The sequence below is a fragment of the Streptomyces celluloflavus genome (assembly GCA_000720995.1).
Lineage (GTDB): Bacteria > Actinomycetota > Actinomycetes > Streptomycetales > Streptomycetaceae > Streptomyces > Streptomyces celluloflavus.
In genome coordinates, this window is the sequence record JOEL01000003.1 from 55,787 (window position 1) to 74,604 (window position 18,818).

19 protein-coding genes and 1 pseudogene are annotated in these 18,818 nt (G+C 72.3%); 5 read left to right on the top strand and 15 right to left on the bottom strand.

The window, feature by feature from the left end; all coding sequences use genetic code 11:
- Window positions 1-85: 85 nt before the first annotated feature.
- The gene (locus IH09_RS03710; RefSeq protein ID WP_190233196.1) at window positions 86-520 is read right to left on the bottom strand and encodes a hypothetical protein; all 435 of its coding nucleotides are present in this window, start codon (window positions 518-520) and stop codon (window positions 86-88) included.
- Between the two features lie 186 nt (window positions 521-706).
- Here IH09_RS03710 and IH09_RS39615 point away from each other — a divergent pair.
- Window positions 707-851: pseudogene (locus IH09_RS39615) on the top strand (Lrp/AsnC family transcriptional regulator); the annotation flags it as partial.
- Window positions 852-876: 25 nt separating this feature from the next.
- On the opposite strand, the gene IH09_RS03715 reads toward IH09_RS39615, so the two are convergent.
- The 4 genes from IH09_RS03715 to IH09_RS03730 form a co-directional block, all read right to left on the bottom strand.
- Window positions 877-4,005: an AAA family ATPase gene (locus IH09_RS03715; protein ID WP_052853918.1), complete on the bottom strand. Its 3,129-nt coding sequence runs from the start codon at window positions 4,003-4,005 to the stop codon at window positions 877-879.
- Complete coding sequence (locus tag IH09_RS03720; RefSeq protein ID WP_052853920.1) at window positions 4,002-5,168, bottom strand: exonuclease SbcCD subunit D C-terminal domain-containing protein; 1,167 nt, start codon at window positions 5,166-5,168, stop codon at window positions 4,002-4,004. Before IH09_RS03720 ends, IH09_RS03715 begins: the two co-directional genes overlap by 4 nt.
- 106 nt (window positions 5,169-5,274) lie before the next feature.
- Complete coding sequence (locus IH09_RS03725; RefSeq protein ID WP_052853924.1) at window positions 5,275-6,747, bottom strand: APC family permease; 1,473 nt, start codon at window positions 6,745-6,747, stop codon at window positions 5,275-5,277.
- 146 nt (window positions 6,748-6,893) lie between these two features.
- Window positions 6,894-7,520 (bottom strand): YigZ family protein, encoded by a 627-nt coding sequence (locus IH09_RS03730; protein WP_052853926.1) that lies wholly within the window; start codon window positions 7,518-7,520, stop codon window positions 6,894-6,896.
- A 242-nt stretch (window positions 7,521-7,762) separates the two neighbouring features.
- On the opposite strand from IH09_RS03730, the gene IH09_RS03735 reads away from it, so the two are divergent.
- The 3 genes from IH09_RS03735 to IH09_RS03745 all read left to right on the top strand — a co-directional run bounded on the left by IH09_RS03735 (window position 7,763) and on the right by IH09_RS03745 (window position 9,710).
- The gene (locus IH09_RS03735; RefSeq protein WP_052853929.1) at window positions 7,763-8,563 is read left to right on the top strand and encodes a type VII secretion system-associated protein; all 801 of its coding nucleotides are present in this window, start codon (window positions 7,763-7,765) and stop codon (window positions 8,561-8,563) included.
- Window positions 8,564-8,784: 221 nt separating this feature from the next.
- Window positions 8,785-9,222, top strand: a complete 438-nt coding sequence (locus IH09_RS03740; RefSeq protein ID WP_052853931.1) for a CoA-binding protein — start codon at window positions 8,785-8,787, stop codon at window positions 9,220-9,222.
- On the top strand, window positions 9,219-9,710 hold the full coding sequence (locus tag IH09_RS03745) for a GNAT family N-acetyltransferase (protein ID WP_052853934.1): 492 nt from the start codon (window positions 9,219-9,221) through the stop codon (window positions 9,708-9,710). The genes IH09_RS03740 and IH09_RS03745 overlap by 4 nt, the downstream gene beginning before the upstream one ends.
- Window positions 9,711-9,752: 42 nt before the next feature.
- Here IH09_RS03745 and IH09_RS03750 read toward each other — a convergent pair whose 3' ends face one another.
- From IH09_RS03750 to IH09_RS03760, 3 genes are all read right to left on the bottom strand, one after another.
- Window positions 9,753-10,310 carry a YbaK/EbsC family protein gene (locus tag IH09_RS03750; RefSeq protein WP_052853937.1) on the bottom strand — a complete coding sequence of 186 codons (558 nt, stop codon included), beginning with the start codon at window positions 10,308-10,310 and terminating at the stop codon, window positions 9,753-9,755.
- Window positions 10,311-10,373: 63 nt separating this feature from the next.
- A complete protein-coding gene (locus tag IH09_RS03755; RefSeq protein ID WP_052853938.1) occupies window positions 10,374-10,946 on the bottom strand; it encodes a helix-turn-helix domain-containing protein in 573 nt (190 codons plus the stop codon).
- A gap of 138 nt (window positions 10,947-11,084) precedes the next feature.
- Complete coding sequence (locus IH09_RS03760; RefSeq protein WP_052854445.1) at window positions 11,085-11,882, bottom strand: acyltransferase; 798 nt, start codon at window positions 11,880-11,882, stop codon at window positions 11,085-11,087.
- Window positions 11,883-12,038: 156 nt separating this feature from the next.
- Here IH09_RS03760 and IH09_RS03765 point away from each other — a divergent pair, with 156 nt between their 5' ends.
- On the top strand, window positions 12,039-12,578 hold the full coding sequence (locus IH09_RS03765; protein WP_052853945.1) for a gamma carbonic anhydrase family protein: 540 nt from the start codon (window positions 12,039-12,041) through the stop codon (window positions 12,576-12,578).
- 27 nt (window positions 12,579-12,605) lie between these two features.
- On the opposite strand, the gene IH09_RS03770 is transcribed toward IH09_RS03765, so the two are convergent.
- The 7 genes from IH09_RS03770 to IH09_RS03800 form a co-directional block, all read right to left on the bottom strand.
- Window positions 12,606-13,385, bottom strand: a complete 780-nt coding sequence (locus IH09_RS03770; RefSeq protein WP_205379964.1) for an enoyl-CoA hydratase/isomerase family protein — start codon at window positions 13,383-13,385, stop codon at window positions 12,606-12,608.
- Between the two features lie 7 nt (window positions 13,386-13,392).
- Window positions 13,393-14,526: a cytochrome P450 gene (locus tag IH09_RS03775; RefSeq protein WP_240150915.1), complete on the bottom strand. Its 1,134-nt coding sequence runs from the start codon at window positions 14,524-14,526 to the stop codon at window positions 13,393-13,395.
- 238 nt (window positions 14,527-14,764) lie between these two features.
- Window positions 14,765-16,129: a cytochrome P450 gene (locus tag IH09_RS03780; RefSeq protein WP_052853950.1), complete on the bottom strand. Its 1,365-nt coding sequence runs from the start codon at window positions 16,127-16,129 to the stop codon at window positions 14,765-14,767.
- A 10-nt stretch (window positions 16,130-16,139) separates the two neighbouring features.
- Window positions 16,140-16,730, bottom strand: a complete 591-nt coding sequence (locus IH09_RS03785) for a GTP-binding protein (RefSeq protein WP_052853951.1) — start codon at window positions 16,728-16,730, stop codon at window positions 16,140-16,142.
- Window positions 16,705-17,085, bottom strand: coding sequence for a DUF742 domain-containing protein (locus tag IH09_RS03790; RefSeq protein ID WP_052853952.1), 381 nt, complete (start codon window positions 17,083-17,085; stop codon window positions 16,705-16,707). The genes IH09_RS03785 and IH09_RS03790 overlap by 26 nt, the downstream gene beginning before the upstream one ends.
- Window positions 17,082-17,489, bottom strand: a complete 408-nt coding sequence (locus IH09_RS03795) for a roadblock/LC7 domain-containing protein (protein WP_052853956.1) — start codon at window positions 17,487-17,489, stop codon at window positions 17,082-17,084. The genes IH09_RS03790 and IH09_RS03795 overlap by 4 nt, the downstream gene beginning before the upstream one ends.
- Window positions 17,486-18,622: an ATP-binding protein gene (locus IH09_RS03800; protein ID WP_052853957.1), complete on the bottom strand. Its 1,137-nt coding sequence runs from the start codon at window positions 18,620-18,622 to the stop codon at window positions 17,486-17,488. The genes IH09_RS03795 and IH09_RS03800 overlap by 4 nt, the downstream gene beginning before the upstream one ends.
- Between the last annotated feature and the right edge of the window lie 196 nt (window positions 18,623-18,818).

The following is an 18,818-nucleotide window of genomic DNA, read 5'->3' on the forward strand; positions in this document are numbered from 1 at the left end:
CGGCCGCGCGGCGGCCCGTCCCGGCGGCGGCCGGTCACCCCACCTCGTGCGGTGACCGGCCGCCGCGGCATCCGAGGCGTCACCGTCATTTCACGACGACCGCGGCCCGCCACCGGATGACGATGCGGGGGCACACATGGCCGGGAGCGGCGACGCAGCGCCGGTAGGCGGTGACATCGCTGGTGCCACGGCCCACCGCGCGGAAGACCGCGGACGCGCCGCCGTCCGGTGAGGTGCCGCCCCGGGAGCGCCGGAGGACACCGGGCGCGGTGGCGGCCGGCTCGCTCCACGCCCACCTGACACCCTGGTCCCGGATGCCGGTCAGCTTGACCGTGACCGTGTCGCCACGGGCCACGGTCACGGTGCGGCCGTCGTCCGCGTTCGTGAGGGTGACGCTGCGGGCGGCCCGGATCTGGTGCGGGTGCGGCGCGGCGGTCGCGTCCCCGGGGACGGCGGCCGTGGTCGCGGCCAGCGCCATCCCCAGGGCCAGCGAAGCGGTCAGACGGGTGGCGGTTTTCATGGGATCTCCCCCGGAGCCGGACGAACAGGTGGCGGTCGTCATACCCCTCCTTGCCGGCCCGTAGAGCCCTTCTCCCTCCACTTCACCCCAATTCGTGAGCTCTGGGGCTTATAAGAAGAACTGGCGCCAACTGAGGTCCGCGGTGCCGGAGTTGAGGTAGTTCACGGGTGCCCCGGGACCGGCGGGGGTGACGACTGCTTCGGCCTCAAGGTCGCCACCCGGTCGATGAGGCCTCTGGAGGAGGTGTCGGGCCGGATCGGCGCGCTCGGCCCGGTGACGACCAGCGTCGTCCACTCCTCACCGCTGCCGCCGCCGCCCGGTCGGCCGCTGACCGGGCCCCGCCCCTCCCCGGCGGCTCAGGCCCGGACGCGGTGCCGGACCGTGGAGCCCGTCCGGTCCTTGACGACCTCCAGCTGGACCGGGATGCGCGCCCTGAGGTCGGCGACATGGCTGACGATGCCGACGCTGCGGTCCCGTTCGCGCAGCGAGTCCAGCACGTCCAGCACCTCGTCCAGGGTCTGCTCGTCGAGGCTGCCGAACCCCTCGTCGATGAAGAGGGTGTCCAGCCGGGTGCCACCGGCCTCGTCGGTGACGACATCGGCGAGCCCGAGCGCCAGCGCGAGCGAGGCGAAGAACGTCTCGCCGCCGGAGAGGCTGGCGGTGTCCCGCTCATGACCGGTCCAGGCGTCGATGACGTGCAGACCGAGGCCGGAACGCCGGGCGCCGCCGGCCCGTTCGTCGGAGTGGACGAGGGTGTAGCGGCCGGCGGACATCCGGTGCAGCCGCGCGCTGGCGGCGGCCGCGACCTGTTCGAGCCGGGCGGCGAGTACGTAGGACTCCAGCCGCATCCGCCGTTCGTTCTCGGCGGAGGTGCCGGAGGTGAGCGAGGCCAGCCGCGCGATGCGGTCGTACGCGGCGCGCAGCGGGGCCAGTGCGCGGGCGTCGGCCTGCGCGCGGGCCGAGAGCCGGTCGAGCTCGGCGCAGCGTTCGCGGGCCGCGGCATGGGTCGCGGAGGCGGTCCGCAGCCGCGCTCCGGCGGCCTCCAGCGCGGTGCGCGCGGCGTCCGGGTCCACGGGTGGCAGGGCCGCCGCGGCGACCGCGGCCGGATCGGCCAGCTCCGCCGCCACCGCGGCCGATTCGGCCTGCCAGGCGTCGAGGCGCTCCTGCAACGCCCGCCATTCGCCGTCGTGCAGCAGCGCCGCCGCGGCGTCCTCGGGGGTGTCGAATCCGGCGCGCCGGGCGGCGTCCGACAGTCCGGTGCCGGCTTCCGCGGACCGCTGGGCGCAGGCGTCGGCGGTACGGGACGCCTCGGCGGCGGCGGTGAGCAGGGCCACCTCCCGCTCCAGCCGTCCGGCCCGTTCGGCCACGCTCGCGCAGTCGCCCCGCGCCCGGTCCAACTCCGTCTCCAGCGCGGTCCGTTCGCGCTCCAGGGCCTCGCGGTGGGAGGTGCGGGCGGCGGCCCGGCGCTCGGCGCGCTGCTGTTCGGTGCGGCGCCGTTCGTACTCGCCCTCCGCCCGGCCGAGGGCTTCGCGCGCGGTGTGCAGCTCCGCGCCGGCCGCCCGGTCGCGGGCGAAGGACTTTCGCAACTCGTCGGCGTGCGCGGCGAGTTCGGCCGTCGGCGTGTCTCCCGCGGTGGCGGCCGCGGCGGCCAGTGCCTCCTTGGCGGACTGGCAGCGCGCCGCCGCTTCCTGGCGGGCGTCCTCGGCCCCGCGGTGGGCGGCCAGGGCGGCTTCCTCGGTCGCGCGGTCGATGTGGCCGGCGCCCGCGCGGGCCGGGTCGGGGTGTTCGCGCGCGCCGCACACGGCGCACGGCCGCCCGTCCTGGAGGCCGTCCGCGAGTTCGGCGGCGATCCCGCGCAGCCGTCGGTCCTTGAGGTCGAGCCAACGCTCATGGGCGGCCGTGGTCCGCTCCCGGGCGGTGAGCAACTCCCGTTCGGCGGAGCGGACTTCGCCGGTGAGGGCGTCGCGCCTGCGGGCCGCCGCCAGCCGGGCGGCGGCCGCCTCCAGCAGGGTGCCGAGCTGTCCGGTCCGGGTCGCGGCCTCCTGGGCCGTCTCGATGCGCCGCTGGAGGGACTGCCGGGTGGTGTCCCAGTCCGCGAGCCAGGCGGCGGCGTCCAGCAGGGTCTGCTCGTCGGCGCGCGCCTCGCGGTCGAGTCCGGCGCGCTCCAGGCCGATGTCGGCGGCCCGCCGTTCGGCGCGCCGGGCCGCCGCGAGCGACCCGAGGTCTTCCCGCGACCGCCGTTCCCGCGCGGCGAGCCGGTGCCCTTCGGCGTCGGCGAGGCCGGGCGGCAGTGCGCTCCGGTGCCGGCGTTCGGCCTGGCGCGCGGCGGTCAGTTCGCGGCGGGCGGCGTCGTCGAGGGCGAGCGCGGGGGCGACGTCCGCGGCGGCGCGGGCCCGCACCAGCCGGTCGCGGGTCCGGTCCCGCTCCGCGGTGCGGGCGTCGAGCTGTGCGGCGCGCCGACGGGCATCCGCGTGGCGCTGTTGCAGCCGGTCCCGTTCCCGGGCCTCCTCCAGCCACCGCTCCGCCGACCGCGCCGCGGCCTCGGCGGCCCCTGCCGTGGCCTGCGCGATCTCCAGCCGCTCCCGGGCGCCGACCCGGGCCACCGCGGCCCGGACCAGCACGGCCTCGGCGAATCCCGGCTCGCCGGGGCCGGGCGCGTCGGCAGGAGCATCGGCGCCCCGCCGTCCGGTGCGCGCCGCGGGCCCGGTCTGCCTCGGTACGGCCGCGGTCGCCGCGCCGCCCCGGCCGCCGCCGGACGGGGCCGGGAGCGCGGGGTCGGCGAGATCGGGGTGCTCGCCGGCCGCCTGCGCCATCCGGTGCGCCAGCGCCAGCAGCCGTTCGTCGCCCGCGGCGACCCGGTCCGCGGCGGCCTTGCGGCGCGCGGCGAGCCGCTCTTCGAGGGCGGCGAACCGGCGGGTGTCGAAGAGCCGGCCGAGCAGCCGGCCGCGGGCCTCGGCGTCGGCGCGCAGGAACCGGGCGAAGTCGCCCTGCGGCAAGAGCACGACCTGGCAGAACTGTTCCTTGCTCATGCCGAGCAGCTGGCCGATCTCCTCGCCGATCTCCTGGTGGGAGCGGCTCAGCGCCTTCCAGTGCCCGCCCGACCCGTCGCCGGTCGCCGCCGGGACGTACTCCCGCAGCCGGCTCTGCGCCTTCTCCCGGGTCGTGCCGCTGCCCCGCTTCTTGGGGCGCACCTGCTCGGGCAGCCGAGTGAGCTCCAGCCGCCGTCCGGCCACGGTCAGTTCGAGAACGACCTCGGTGAGGGTCAGCGGGTCCGCCAGATCGCTGCGCAGCGCCTGGCCGCTCTGCCGGGCCCCGGGCACCGACCCGTACAGCGCGAAGCAGACGGCGTCCAGCACCGAGGTCTTGCCCGCGCCCGTCGGCCCGTGCAGGAGGAAGAGGCCCTCCCGGGTGAGCTGGTCGAAGTCGACGGTCTGGGTGCGGCCGAACGGTCCGAAGGCCGTGACGGACAGCCGGTGCAGCCTCATCGCGCCACCTCGTGCACCGCGTCGTCGAGTCGTACCTCGTCGATCGCCGAGCGCAGTTCGGCCCGCTCCGCCTCGTCGGCCGCGCGTCCGGACCGCACATGTGCCACGAAGTCCTCGGCGATCTCCTGGTCGCCGCGGCCGCGCAGCCGCTGAGCGTACGAGGCGAGCGAGCGGGCCGGTCCCTCGTCCGGGTCGAAGACGAGGCTGACCAGATGCGGGAAGCGTTTGCCGAGCCGGGCCATCGGCTCGTGCGGGCGGGCGGTGTCGGTGAGCGTCGCCTCGACCCACGCCTGTTCGTGCGCGCCGAGCGCCGGGTCCGCCAGCAGATCCTCCAGCGGGCCGCGGATCCGGGCCAGCGGACGCGGTACCGGGCAGTCGATCCGTTCCGCGTGCACCGCGCCCGCCGCGTCCAGGTCGATGAGCCACGACGACTTGCGGTGCCCGGCCTCGGAGAAGGAGTAGGCGAGCGGCGATCCGGAGTAGCGGACCCGGTCGCCGAGCGTCTGGCAGCCGTGCAGATGCCCGAGGGCGGCGTAGTCGACGCCGTCGAAGACGGCCGCGGGGACGGCGGCGACCCCGCCGACGCTGATGTCGCGCTCGCTGTCGCTGACGGTGCCTCCGGTGACGAAGGCGTGCGCGAGCACCACGGAGCGCGTCCCCGCGGGCCGGCCGGCGAGGTCGGCGCGGACCCGGTCCATGGCCGCGCCGAGCACCTCGGCGTGCGTGGCCCGTCCGGCGCCGAGCTCGTCGCGCACCATGGCCGGTTCGAGGTACGGCAGGCCGTAGAGCGCGACCGGGCCGTGGCCGTCGGCGAGCAGCACCGGGGTGCCGCAGTCCGCCGGGTCGGTGCGCAGGTGGATCCCGGCCCGGCGCATCAGGCCGGAGCCGACGCCGAGGCGGCGGGCGGAGTCGTGGTTGCCGGAGATCATGACGGTGGGGACGCCGAGGCCGGCGAGGCGGTGCAGGGCGTCGTCGAAGAGTTCGACGGCGGCGAGCGGGGGGACGGCACGGTCGTAGACATCGCCAGAGACGAGCACCGCGTCGATCTCCCGGGTGCGGACCGTCTCGACGAGGTGGTCGAGGAACGCGCGCTGGGCGGTGAGCAGGCTCACGCGGTGAAAGGACCGGCCCAGATGCCAGTCCGAGGTGTGCAGGATCCTCACCGCAGAGCTCCCACCCGCACCGCCACGCCTCCGCCTTCTCGTGCTTCGCAAGAATCAGCATCCGGCCGGCGCACCCGGCGCGGGCCGTTCCTCAGCTCCGGACACTCTAGCCGCGGCCGGGGACCCCGCCCCCGGCGCCCTCGGCGTCCGGATCGGCGCCGTGCAGGTACTCCTCGCTGATCCGCTTCGGTCCGAACGGCCACTCCTTCTCGTGGCGCGCCCACAGCAGGAAGGCCACGGCGCCCGCCGCGGCCCACACCAGTGACCATTCGATGGGGTGCCGGCCCGGCGAGCTCTCGTCCGCGTAGCCGTAGATCACCAGCCAGCCGACGAGCGCGACGAGGCTCGGCAGCGGGTAGCACCACATCCGGTAGGGGCGGCGCAGTCCCGGCTGCCGGCGGCGCAGTACGGTCACCGCCGCGACCTGGGCCAGGGCCTGCACGATCACCATGACGGTGGTCAGCAGCTGGATGATGGTGGCCAGGTCCGTGTGCCGGCCGATGAGGAAGCCGACGGCCATGACGACGCCCATGGTCAGCAGCCCCAGGACGGGGAAGCGGTGGCGCGGGTGCAGGGTGCCGTACGCGCGGAAGAAGACGCCTTCCCGGGCGGCGTCGTAGGGCACCCGGGAGCCGCCCAGCAGTCCGGTGAAGACGGAGGCGACGGCCGTGACGAGGATGAGCACCGTGACGGCGACGGCCGCGCCCCGGCCCCAGGTCTTCTCCAGTACGGCGGAGGCGACGGAGGTGGACGCCACGTTGCCCGGGTCGAGCATGTCCCGCCAGTCGACGACCCCGAGGGTGCCTATCTGGAGCAGCAGGTAGATCGTCATGATGCCGAGGATCGAGTAGACGATGGCACGCGGGAGGGTGCGGCCCGGCTGTCTGATCTCGGCGCCCATGTAGGCGGTGGTGTTGTAGCCGAGGTAGTCGTAGACCCCGATGGTCAGTCCCGCCGCGAAGCCCAGCCAGAACTGATGCGAGGTCAGCTCGACGGCGTGCGCGGGGTAGGTGAAGGCGCGCTCCGGGCTGAAGTGGGTGAACGCGGCGGCGATGACGAGGGCGACGGCGGCGATCATCACCGTCCACAGGACGACCGTCAGCCGGGCGATGTTCTCCACCCGCCGCCACAGCAGCGCGATGATGGCGGCGGTGACGACGAGCCCGACGGCATCGCCCTGTCCCTGGCTCATCTCCGGCCACAGATAGCCCAGGTACTGCACGAATCCGATGACGCCCGTGGACATCGCCAGCGGGATGAACAGCATGGCCGTCCAGACGAACAGGAACGGCATCAGCTTGCCGGTGCGGTACTGGAACGCCTGCCGCAGATAGACGTAACTGCCGCCGGCGCCCGGTAAGGAGGCGCCCAGCTTCGCCCAGATCAGCCCGTCGGCCAGCGCCAGGACCGCGCCCGCGGCGAACCCTATGACGGCCTGCGGCCCGCCGAACGCGGCGACCATCAGCGGGATCGTCACGAACGGCCCGATGCCGCACATCTGGCTCATGTTGATGGCGGTGGCCTGGAAGAGGCCGATCCGGCGGACGAATCCCGCGCGCGTGTCGAGCCGGTCGGACATGCATCAGCCCTTTCGCAGGCCGGCTCTCGCGCCGGTGCGCGGCCGGTGGTGCCGGGCCACAGGCTGACACGCCCGGCGCCACCGCGCACCGGTCGTGACCGGACTTTTCCGCGGCGCCCGCTACCGGGCGCGGTGCGGCGGGGCCGTCACAGGTCCCCGTACGCCTCGCCGCCGACTTCCAGGAGCGCCGTCCCGGCCGTCGCGTCGGCCAGCCAGCCGCGGAAGGCGTCCAGCTCGGCCTCCGGGAGCCCGACCTCGATGCGTACCTCGGCTCCGTATGTCACCTCGCGGACCGCGCGGCCCGTCGTCCGCAGGTCGTTCTCCACCCGCCCCGCCCGCTGGTGGTCGACGGTGACGGTCACCAGCCGGAAGCGCTGCCGGGTGATCGTGCCGAGCACGTCCAGCGTCTCCCCGACGACGCCTCCGTACGCGCGGATGAGGCCGCCGGCCCCGAGCTTGATGCCGCCGAAGTACCGGGTGACGACGGCCACGACGTAGCGCACCTCGCGGCGCACCAGCATCTGGAGCATCGGGACGCCCGCGGTGCCGCCCGGTTCGCCGTCGTCGCTCGCCTTCTGGATACCGCCCTCGGCGCCGATGACGTAGGCGAAGCAGTGGTGGCGGGCGCCGGGGTGCTCCTTGCGGACGCGCGCGATGAAGTCCTGGGCCTCGGTCTCGGTCGCGACGGGCGCGAGCGCGCAGATGAAGCGGGACTTGTTGATCTCGGTCTCGTGGACGCCCGCGCGCGCGAGGGTCCGGTACTGGTCCGGCATCGCACCAGCCTATGCGGCCCCCGGAACGGGTGGACACCGGCCGCTCCCGCCGCCGCGCCGCGCTGCGGTGTCCGCCGTACGGGCGCAGTCCGCGCGTCCAGGCGGCGTACCCGCGCGGTCCGCTCGGTGCGTCGGAACGACGTCCGTGCCGCTCGTGGGCACTGTGAGCCCCGGGCGAGGGCCTCGGCATCCGGCCCCGCTCACGTACGCAGGAACGGAACGGCGGTCTGGCGGAGGGCTTCATGGACAAGGACACACAGTCGGAGACGGCGGCGGGCGTTCCCGTGACGGGCAGTGCGATGCCCGAACCGCCGCCGGAGGTCGTCGAGGCGGCCCGGCAGGCACCCGATCACTGGCTGGCCATGGTGGATCTCACCTGGTCCGGCGAGGGACCGCCGCCGCAGTGGGCGCTGATCGGGCAGTGGCGGTCGGGGCCGACCGGTGAGATCGAGGAGTGGCAGGACAATCCGGAGTACCGGCCCTCCCCGCAGATGCTGGACTGGCCGGATCCGGCCGACGCGGTCGACAGCGCGGTCCAGCTGGCCGCCACCGGCTACGGCCCGGCGCAGGACGTTCCGGCGGCGCTGGCGCGCGCGGAGGTCTCCGTCCTGGTCAGCGCGACCGGGACGCCGCTGACCGCGGCCTCCCCCGAGGGCACGCCGGTGGTGCCCGTCTACACGTCCGCGGTCTATCTGGAGTCCGTGGGGCGTCTGCTGTACGACCGGCGGCCGGTGGCCGAACTCGTCGACCATCTGCCGCCGGGCCATGCCCTCTATCTCAACCCGACCGGCCCGGTGAGCATGCTGGTGGAGACCGAGCAGCTGCGCGCCGCACTGGCGGCCGTCGGCACCGGGCCCGGGGGGCAGGCGGGCGAGGCGGCGGAACCGGCCGCCCCGGGGACGCTGCGCCCGGGGACGGCGGCGGCCGGGGCCGAGCCGGTCGGCAGCGGGATGGCGATCGGCAAGCCGGCCCGCGCCGCGGTCGGGGCCACCGTCGTGGGGGCGGGGATGGCGGGCAGCGGGATGGCCGGCGGCCAGAGCTGACCATCCCGCGCAGGACTCGCCCCGCCCGTCTTCCCCTTCGGGCGGGGCGTCTGCGTGTCCGGGGACTCCGCACGGGGGCTCTGTCCGGGGGCGGGGTCCGGCAGCGCCCCGGGGCCCGGCGGCTCCCCCGCCCCGGGGCTTCCCCGGTCGGCGCGGGAATCTCCGGACGGCCCTGTCCGTTGATCGGCACAGGACCCATCCCCCTCCGCAGGAGGCAGCACGTGTACGGCGACCCCCGCACCATCCGCCGGATTCTCACCGGGTCCGGCGAGACCTGGGCCGTGGTCGGCCTGTCCGGCAACGAACGGCGGGCGGCGCACGGCGTGGCGGAGCTGTTGCAGCACTACGGCAAGCGGATCGTGCCCGTGCACCCCAAGGCCGAGACGGTCCACGGCGAGCGGGGGTACGCCACCCTCACCGACATCCCGTTCCCGGTCGATGTGGTCGATGTGTCCGTCAACAGCGCGCTGGCGGGCGCCGTCGCCGACGAGGCCGTGGCGATCGGCGCGAAGGCCGTGTGGTTCCAGCTCGGGGTGGTCGACGAAGCGGCGTGGGACCGGGTGCGCGGGGCCGGTCTCGACATGGTGATGGACCGCTGTCCGGCCATCGAGATACCCCGCCTGGGGCTCCGCCCCGCGTGCGCTAGCGTCCGTTCATGATCACACCACGTGCCGCCCGCCCCGAAGACGCCGCCGAACTCGTCCGGCTGCGCCGCCTGATGTTCTCCGCCATGACCGGCCGGGACGAGCCCGGCGGCTGGGAGCGGGACGCCGAGGAGATGGCCCGCCGGCAGCTGACCGGTCCGGATCCGGTGCTCGGCGCGTTCGTGGTGGACGGTGACGCGGCCGGCGCCGCCCCGCATCTGGCGGCGTGCGCGGTCGGGCGGATCGAGGAACGGCTGCCGGCCCCCGGCCACCCCGCCGGCCGCTTCGCCTTCGTCTTCAACGTCTGCACGGACCCCCGCTACCGCGGCCGCGGCCTCGCGCGCACCACGACGGAGGCGCTGCTGGCCTGGTTCGCCGAGCGTGGCGTCACCCGCGTCGATCTGCACGCCACCGACGACGCCGAGCCGCTCTACCGGAGCCTGGGCTTCGCCGAGCACTCCACGGCTCTGTCGCTGGACCTGCGGACCCGCGCGCGGCCGTAAGCCCCGGCCGTCCGGGCTCCCCGACGGTCCCGGCGGTGGCCGTCAGGCGACGCCCAGCCCCGCCAGCACGGTGACGCCGGGCAGTTCGGCGAGCGCCTTGCCCGGCACGATGAGCTTGCCGCGGCGGCCGCCGCTGCCGATCAGCACGTACGGGGCGTCGGCGACGGCGGCGTCCACCAGCAGCGGCCAGCCGGCGGGCAGGCCGATCGGGGTGATGCCGCCGTACTCCATGCCGCTGTCCCCGACCGCGGTGTCCATCGGCGCGAACGACGCCTTGCGGGCGCCCAGTTGGCGGCGGACCACCCCGTTGACGTCGACGCGGGTGTGCGAGAGGGCCACGCAGGCGGCCAGGCTCACCTCGCCGCCGCGCTTGCCCGCGACCACGACGCAGTTCGCCGACTGTTCCAGCAGCCAGCGCCCGTGGTGCTCGACGAGGGCGTCGGTGTCGGCGATCGCGGGGTCGGTGTCGACGTAGCGGATCTCCTCCACCGGTACGGATCCGCGCCAGCCGCGGATCGCGGCGGCAACGGGCTCGGTCAGCAGATCCAGGCACGCGGTGGCGGGCCTGACCTCGTCGAAGGCATCCATGGGCACGGGCATGCGCGTCAAGCTAACAGGTGCCCCGAGCGGCCCGGCGGGCGGTCCCGGCAGGGGCGGACCGGCTCAGCGGGCGGGCGGAATGATCACCGACATGGTCATCTCGACGGGCTCCGCGGCGTCGTTGCGGTAGCCGTGCGCGACCTTGGCCTCGAAGGTCGCCGAGGTGCCCGCGGGCACCGTGTGCGGCGCGCCGTCCACGATGAGCGTCAGCGTGCCGGCGCGGACATGGATCAGCTCGACGCTGCCGGGCGGATGCGGATCGGAGACGCTCTCGTCGCCGGGCATCAGGCGCCAGTCCCACAGTTCGAAGGGCCCGGGTGCCTCGGCCCCGACGAGGAGGGTGGTGTGGCTGCCCGCGTCGGTGGACCACATCCGCACGGCCTCGCCCGGTGCCACCATCCGCACCTGCGGCCCCTGTTCGTAGTCCAGGAGCGTGGTGATGCTGACGCCGAGCGCGTCGGCGATCTTGACGGTGGTCCCCACGCTCGGGTTCGTCCGGGCCTGCTCGATCTGGATGATCATGCCGCGGCTGACGCCGGCCCGCGCGGCCAGCGCGTCGAGGGTGTATCCGCGTTCGGTGCGCCAGCGTTTGAGGTTGCGGGCGAGCGACCGGGTGAGCTGTTCGAGGTCGGTCACGGTCCGTCCCGGTTCACTGTGTCGAATGCCGTTGCCGAGCGCGTCGCCGCACTACGGTCCGGTGCACTTCCGCGTGCAGCTCACTGTACTGCGTGGGGTCGCCGTGACCGCGGGTGGCGCCGCCCGGCTGACGGCCGCTCAGGAACCGCCCGGCGCCGCGTCCGCCGCCGAGCCGTCCGGGAGCGCCCGGTCCGCCTCCCCGGCCGCCGCGTGCTCGGCGAGCGCGAGCAGCTGCTCGGGGGTGACCCCCTCGGGCACCGGCACCGGGGGCGGCGTACGCAGCGGCGGCTGCCAGCCCGTCTCCCGGTCCCAGCTGCGGACGACCCTGGCGGGTGCGCCGGCCACCACCGCATGGTCGGGGACCGCACCGCGCACGACGGCGCCGGCCGCGACGACCACGTTCCGGCCCAGCCGGGCGCCGGGCAGGATGACCGCCCCCGTACCGATCCAGCTGCCGGGGCCGATGCTGACCGGGTCGGTGCGCGGCCACTGCTTCCCGACCGGCACATCGGGGTCGTCGTAGCTGTGGTTGGTGGTGGTGACGTAGACCCCGGGGCCGAAGAAGCAGTCGTCGCCGATCGTCAGCCGGACATCCGCGATCACATGGCTGCCACGGCCCAGCACGACGCCGTTGCCCAGCGTCAGGATCGGGGCGGGCCCCAGGTCGAGGTCCGGCATCATGCCCGCCGTCAGGGTCACGTCCTGGGCGATGATGCAGTGGTCGCCGATCTCGATCCAGGGGTCGCCGAAGACGGTGCCCTGGGGGTAGGCGAGCCGGGTGCCGGCGCCGATCCGGCGGAAGCGGTACGGTCCCGGCCGCTCGGCCGTGACCGCCGCCGCCTGCCGCACCCAGCGCGCGCCACGGTGCACGGCGCGCGACACGGCCCGGCGCCGCCAGGCCGCGACGGATGAGAACACGTTCTGGTTCGTCGGCACCCGCACACGGTACTCAGCGCGCCGCGCGCCGTCCCCGCGATCCGCTGTGATCTTCGCCCCACCACCGCCTTCCCCGCTCGTCCGTCCGCCCCGGTGTCCGTCGTCTACGGTGCTGTGGACGCGGCGACCGGGCGGCGACGGCGAGGGGAGAGCGGCATGTCGGGGCAGGCATTGATCTCAGCGGTGGGCGGCAAGGAGCCGGTGGTCGATCCGGCGGCGTTCACCGCCCCCACGTCCGTGGTGCTCGGCGAGGTCACCCTGGCCGCGGGCGCCAGTGTCTGGTACCACGCGGTGCTGCGCGCCGACTGCGGTCCGATCGTGCTCGGCGCCGACAGCAACATCCAGGACAACTGCACGGTGCATGTGGATCCCGGCTTCCCGGTGACCGTCGGCGCGCGCGTCTCCGTCGGGCACAACGCGGTCCTGCACGGCTGCACCGTCGAGGACGACGTCCTGGTCGGCATGGGCGCGACCGTATTGAACGGTGCGCACATCGGCGCCGGTTCGCTGGTCGCCGCGCAGGCGCTCGTCCCGCAGGGCATGCGGGTGCCGCCCGGTTCGCTGGTCGCCGGGGTGCCGGCGAAGGTCAGACGGGAGCTGACCGAGGAGGAGCGCGCGAGCATCAAGCTGAACGCGGCGATGTACCTGGAGCTGGTACGGCGGCATCGAGCGGCGGCGGCCGGCACCGAGGGCTGACCCGCAGCGGCCCGGCGCCGGCCCTCGTCAGGGGCGCCGCGCGGACTCGGCGGCCACCAGCACGGACGCCAGCAGTTCGGCGTCGAAGAGGGTGGCGTCCGCGAGGCGGTTGGCGCCCGCGTACGCGTTCAGCATCATCTTGGCGCTCCGCAGGGCCGCGGGGGACCTGCGGACCAGCGGCCCGGTCCACTTCGCTATGACGTCGTCCAACTCCTCTTCCGGGACGGCCTTGTGGAGGAGGGACAGTTCCGCCGCCTTCGCCGCGTCGAACCTCTCGCCGGTGAGGATCAGCTCCCGGATCCGGGCGGCGCCCGATTCGTTCAGCAGCCGTGGCAGGACGCCGCCCCAGGCGGGCGGCAGCCCGAGCGCGAGTTCCGGCAGCCGGAAGCGGCAGGTGTCCGCGCCGGCCCGCAGATCGCAGAAGACCGCCAGCGCGATCCCCGCGCCCACCACTCGACCGTGCAGCCGGGCGATGGTCACGGCGTTCGCGGTCGCGAGCGCGTCGCACACCCGCCTGGCCTTGTCGCCCATGCTGCGCAGACTCGCCCCGGTGCCGTCGGCGGCGAGGGACCGGGCGAAGTCCCCGCGGTCGCCGCCCAGGCAGAAGTCCGCCCCGGCGCCGGAGAGGATCAGCACCCGGACCTCCGGCGCGTCCTGTGCGGCGCCGAGCACGGTGAGGAGGTCGTCGAGCATCGGCCCGGAGAGTGCGTTGCCGGATTCCGGGCTGTTCAGCCGGACCGTGAGCACGGGCCCCTCGTGGGCGACCTCAAGGGTCTTGAAGCTCTCGCGCACGGTGTCGTTCGTCATCGGTACCTCAGGGGTTGATTACGGGCAGCGTCACCAGGCGCCGGAAGGCGACGCGCGGCGCCCATTCCGGCGCACGGCCGAGGCGCAGACCGGGGAACCGCCCGAGCACCGCGGTCAGCAGCGTGGTCGCTTCGAGACGGGCCAGCGCCGCACCGAGGCAGTAGTGGATGCCGCCGCTGAAGCTCAGATGGGTGGCCTTGCGGCGTACGTCGAAGACATCGGGGTCGGTGTGCTGCGCCGGATCGTGGTTGGCGGCGCCGACCATGAGGTGCACCATCTGGTCCTTGGGGACGTGGACCCCGGCGACGGTGGTGTCCTCGCCCGCGACCCGGCTCACCACATGCGTGGGGGCGTCGTGGCGCAGCACCTCCTCGATCGCCCCGGGAATGTCCTGCGGGTGGGCGCGCAGCCACGCCTGCTGCCGCGGATGTTCGGCGATCAGCCGCACCGTGGTGGACAGCAGGGTCGACGTGGTCTCCAGCGCGGCCAGGACGACGAAGAGCGCGAGGCGGTAGACGGCTTCGTCGGCGGCGTCCCGGTCCGGTTCGAGGCCGTCCCAGGTGCGAATCCATTCCGAGACCGGATCGTCACCGGGCGCCCGGCGCCGTTCCCGGACCAGTGCGGTGAAGTACTCGCGCAGCCGCCGGGTCGCGGCGTCGGACTGCGCGAGCTGGCTCGCGGACGGCAGCAGTTCCTGTGCGAACACCTGGTCGTGGGTGAGCGACCTCAGCAGCGGATAGTCGGCGGGCGGCAGCCCCAGCCATTGGCCGATCGTCGCCACCGGCAGTTCATCGCTGACCACGGCACCGAAATCCGCTTCGCCGTCCCGCAGTTGTTCCGCAAGCCTGTCCAGGAGGTCTTCCGTTGTCCTCTCGACGGAATTCTTGAGGGTGTCCAGGGTATTCCGGTCGAACATATTGCCCACCGAACGCCGGACCCGTGTGTGGTGCGGCGGGTTGAGTCCGGGCAGTGTTTTGCTCATTTCGCGCGACGAGGCCGCACTCCAGCGCGTCGCATCACCTTGCCGGGCCCGCCATTCACTGTCGGGAACCAGCCAGGTTCTGTCGCGCACTATCTGGTCGCACAGTTCGTAGGAGGTCACCAGGTGGCCGCCCCAGGGAGCCGGAACGAACTCCCCCATCGACCGGAGTTCCGCGTAGTAGGGCGAGGTGTCAGCTTGCCCGTCCGGTGTACGCAAGCGCGAAAAGAGCCTTACCACGGAACGGCGGTCGACGGTCGGGACCACGGGTGGGGCAACCACTGCGGCTTCCACGGCGGCGACTCCTTCGTTCAATACATCCGGGCAGATTGGCCTGATCTGACTACCCGTGAGGTTGAACGTTTATGCGACTGGATGTCACCTCACCCTGTTGCGAATGTCACACCTTCCACCAGGTCAGGAACGAACTCCACCAGCTACCCTTCTGCGGCGCTTTCTGCTGGTGCTGGGACGGGGCATTTCCGGCGGCGTTCCCGAACGACGGGTACGCTCCGCCTGCCCTTTTGTCGGGCCGTACCGGGGTGAAGCGGGCGGGCAGTGCGTCGAGTGCCCGGTGGAACGGTCCCGGCCGCCAGGTCAGGTTTTCCGCGGGCGTGGCCAGGTCGATATCCGGCAGGCCGTTGAGGAGTTTCTCGATCGCCAGCACGGAAATCAGCAGCGCGGGATCCTTGGCCGGGCAGGCGTGCGCGCCCGCGCCCCAGGCGAGATGGGCCCGCTTGCTGAGCGTCTGCCGGCCCACCGAAAGGTTCGGGTCGGTGTTCGCCGCCGCGAAACTGACGAGTACCGGATCGCCGGCCCGCAGCCCGCTGCCGAAGAGGTCCACGTCCTGCACGGGGTAATGCACGGCGTAGTTCGCGATCGGCGGGCTGTTCCACAGCACGTCGTTGATGGCATCGTCCACCAGCAGGCCCGCCGAATGCGGGCCGCCCGCGTACTTGTCGTCTATCAGCAGCAGCCGGAGCGCGCTGGTGATGATGTGCTGAGTGGGTTCCGTGCCCGCCGCGATGAGCGTGACGAGCTGATGAATCATTTCCTCGTCGGAGAGCCTGGACTGATGCTGCATCAGCCAGGACGTGATGTCCTCACCCGGTGTCGCCCGCTTGAGCGCGACGAGTTCGAGCAGGGCTTCGGTGAGGACCTCGTTCGCCTTTTCCGCGTCGATTCCGTCGAAAATCCCGGAGATACCGAAGACCAGCCGGTCACCGATCTCGGCGGGGCAGCCGAACAGATCGTTGAAGACCAGCAGCGGCAGCAACTGCGCGTAGTCGGACACCAGATCGGCCCGGCCCCGGCCGCTGAACTGGCTGATGAGATACGTGGCGACACGGTCGACGTGCCGGCTCAACCGGTGGGTGTCCACCCGGGCCAGGCTGTCCGTCACCGCCTGCCGCAGCCGCATGTGTTCCGCGCCGTCGGAGAAAAGGCAGTTGGGCCGGTACGCCATCATGGGCAGCACCGGGCTGTCCATCGGAATGTGCCCCTCGTTCCAGGCGCGCCAGCGGCGCGAATCCCGTGCGAAGGCATCCGGATTCTGCAGGACGTGCAGCGCCGCGGCGTAATCCGTGACGAGGGTGGCCTCCACTCCGGGGGCCAGCTCGACCGGTGCGCCGGCGCCGTACTGCCGCATGTTCTCGTAGAAAGCCTCGGGAGCGGCGGCGAATTCGGACCCGTGCATGGGCAGGCGCCCGCCACCGTTGTGCGCGGGGCAGCCGGGCGGCGCCTGGTATTCCGAGTGAGATTGCATGCCTGAACTCCTAGTTGAGGCGGGACTGGAGATAACGGACGAGCACGATCAGCGAATCCGCCGACGATCGCTGGTCACGCGCGTCACAGTTGACGACGGGCGTCTCGGGGAGCAGGTCCAGAGCCTCCCGGATTTCTTCGAGCGAATGGCTCGGTGTCCCGTCGAACTGGTTCACGGCGATGGTGTACGGAATGCCGTAGTGCTCCACCAGGTCCATCACCGGGAACGATTCTTCGAGGCGTTCGGGATCGACCAGCACCAGTGCTCCGAGTGCCCCCCGCGACAGGTCTTCCCACACCTGAACGAAGCGCTGCTGACCGGGTGTTCCGAACAGGTACAGGACCAGCTTCTCGCTGAGCGTGAGCCGGCCGAAGTCCATGGCGACCGTCGTCGTGGTCTTGCCGGGAGCGCCCTTGGGATCGTCTATTCCCGCGCCCGCCTGCGTCATGACTTCCTCGGTGCGCAGCGGCGGAATCTCGGACATCGTTCCGATGAACGTCGTCTTCCCCACGGCGAAATGCCCGACCACGAGGATTTTCGCGGCGGTCTGCACCGAACTGCGCAGGTAGACACTGTCATCCAAATCGAGCCTGGAGCCCATTCAGCACCTCCTCAAGAATTTGCCTGTCGACGAGTTGGGCGCTGGGTATCGGCGCGCGAGTCGAGAGGTGTCCTTCCGCCGTGAGGTCGGACACCAGAATCTTGACGACACCCACCGGCAACTGCATGTGCCCGGCTATCTCGGCGACCGAAAGGAAACCCCCCGCGCACAGCTCCAGCAGGCGGAGTTTCTCCGGGTCGAGAGGCTTTGTACGGGGCGGCTCCCGGTGCATGGTGACCAGTGTGATCAGTGAGAAATCACTGTCATCGAGCAGGTCGCGGCCGTTCGTGATGACATACGGCCGTACCAGTTCCGCTGTTTCCTGTGCCAGCTCCGGTTCGTCCGAGGTCGTCATGGTTGGATGTCAGCCCTCTCGCGAGGGGGGCTGGTCAGTGCTTTGCCGAGTTGTCCGACCAGCTGCTGCATACGGAAGGTGATCTCCGCCATGTCGACATCGGGCGTCGCCGAAACAGCGAGATAGGCGCCTTCGCCGGCCGAAATGAGGAAAACCCAGCCGTGGTCGAACTCGACCAGCGTCTGACGCCACTGCGGCCGCTCGTCGGGGCTGCCGCAGAAATCGGCGACCGTACGGCTCAGCGACTGCATACCGCTCATCGCGGCGGCGACGGTGTCGGCGTGGTCCCGGCCGACCCCTTTCGAGCGCGCCATGAGAAGGCCATCGGCGGAGACGAGAATCGCGTGCTGCGCTTCGGGCACTTCCAGAGCACTGTCAAGCATCCACGAAAGATCGTAGTTCACGGAGTCTCATGCCCTTCACTGCTTGCATTGGTGGAACGACGGCCCGATTGTGTCCCGCGCTGAAAGGCGCCCATGACGGAAGCTGTCGTCGCGCTGTCACGGGCCGGGCTGTTCGCGCTCTCCGACTCGGTCGGCACGATCGATATCGCGCCTCGGCGGCGGCGTTTCGGCAGACCGCCGGCCGTCGTTACGGGAGCCGCCGGGCGAGGATTGTTCTCCTCCGGCGGCATCGGGGTGGACGCGGCCACGGCTGGACTCTCCTCGGGCTCATGCACGGACGTGAGTAGATCGTCGGGGAGCAGGACGACCGCGCGCACGCCACCGTAGGGAGAGGTGGAATCCACGGACACGCTGAAGCCGTAACGGGCGGCGAGGACACCGATGACCGTGAATCCGAACTGCGGCGGGTTACCGAGGCTGGAGACGCCGGGCGAGTGCTCGCTCGACAGGAGTTCGGCGGCCCGCGCCTTCTCCTCCTCGTTCATGCCGACACCGGCATCGTCGACCACGATGCAGACGCCCTTGGGCACCGGCCGGATGTTGATCTCGATCATCGTTTCCGGCGCCGAGTAGCTGGTCGCGTTGTCCAGCAGTTCGGCGAGGGTGAGCGCGACCGGTTCGACGGCGCGGCTCACAATGGCGAAATTGCTCTGGGAACGGATCTCGACGCGCGTGAAGTGCCGGATGCGGCCCTTCGCGCTGCGGACCACGTCGTAGAGCGAGGCGGCGTTGCGCCGCCTGCCCAGCCAGCCGTCGCAGAGCACCGCGATGGACTGTGCTCGCCGGGCGAACTGCGAGTTCATGTGGTCGATATCGAGGAGGTCCTGGAGAATCTGGTGTTCGCCATACGCCCCCTGCATCTTGGAAATCGCCAGCTGCTGCTCACTCGCCAGGCCCTGAAGAGTCCGCATGGCGGCCTTCAGCGTGTTCTTCGTGGCCTCTTCTGCTCTGTCCTTGGCCTCTTCCACGGCCTCTGTGTAATGATTCTCCAGGTTGGCGTAGTGCTGCTTGAGCTCAGCCTTTTCGTTGCGTAGCTCCGCGATCTTTTTTCTGCCGCGAACAATCGCGGTGGCGGCGGCAGGGGTACCAACGATCAGACCCCAGAGCGCTGGATCCTGGAAGTATGGCGTCATAGGACTCTCTTCGGACGACGGAGCCACGAGCTGTCAAATATCGGGATGTTGCGTTCAAAATCAGTCGCGCCCCCCGGACATACCTGAACGGCCGCGCACGGTCGCCTGCCGGAATACCGTCCACGGCCCGGCAAATGGCATAACTCTCCCCGGGGTGACGGTTTTCTCAGGGCAATGCGCGGATTTTATTTTGCCA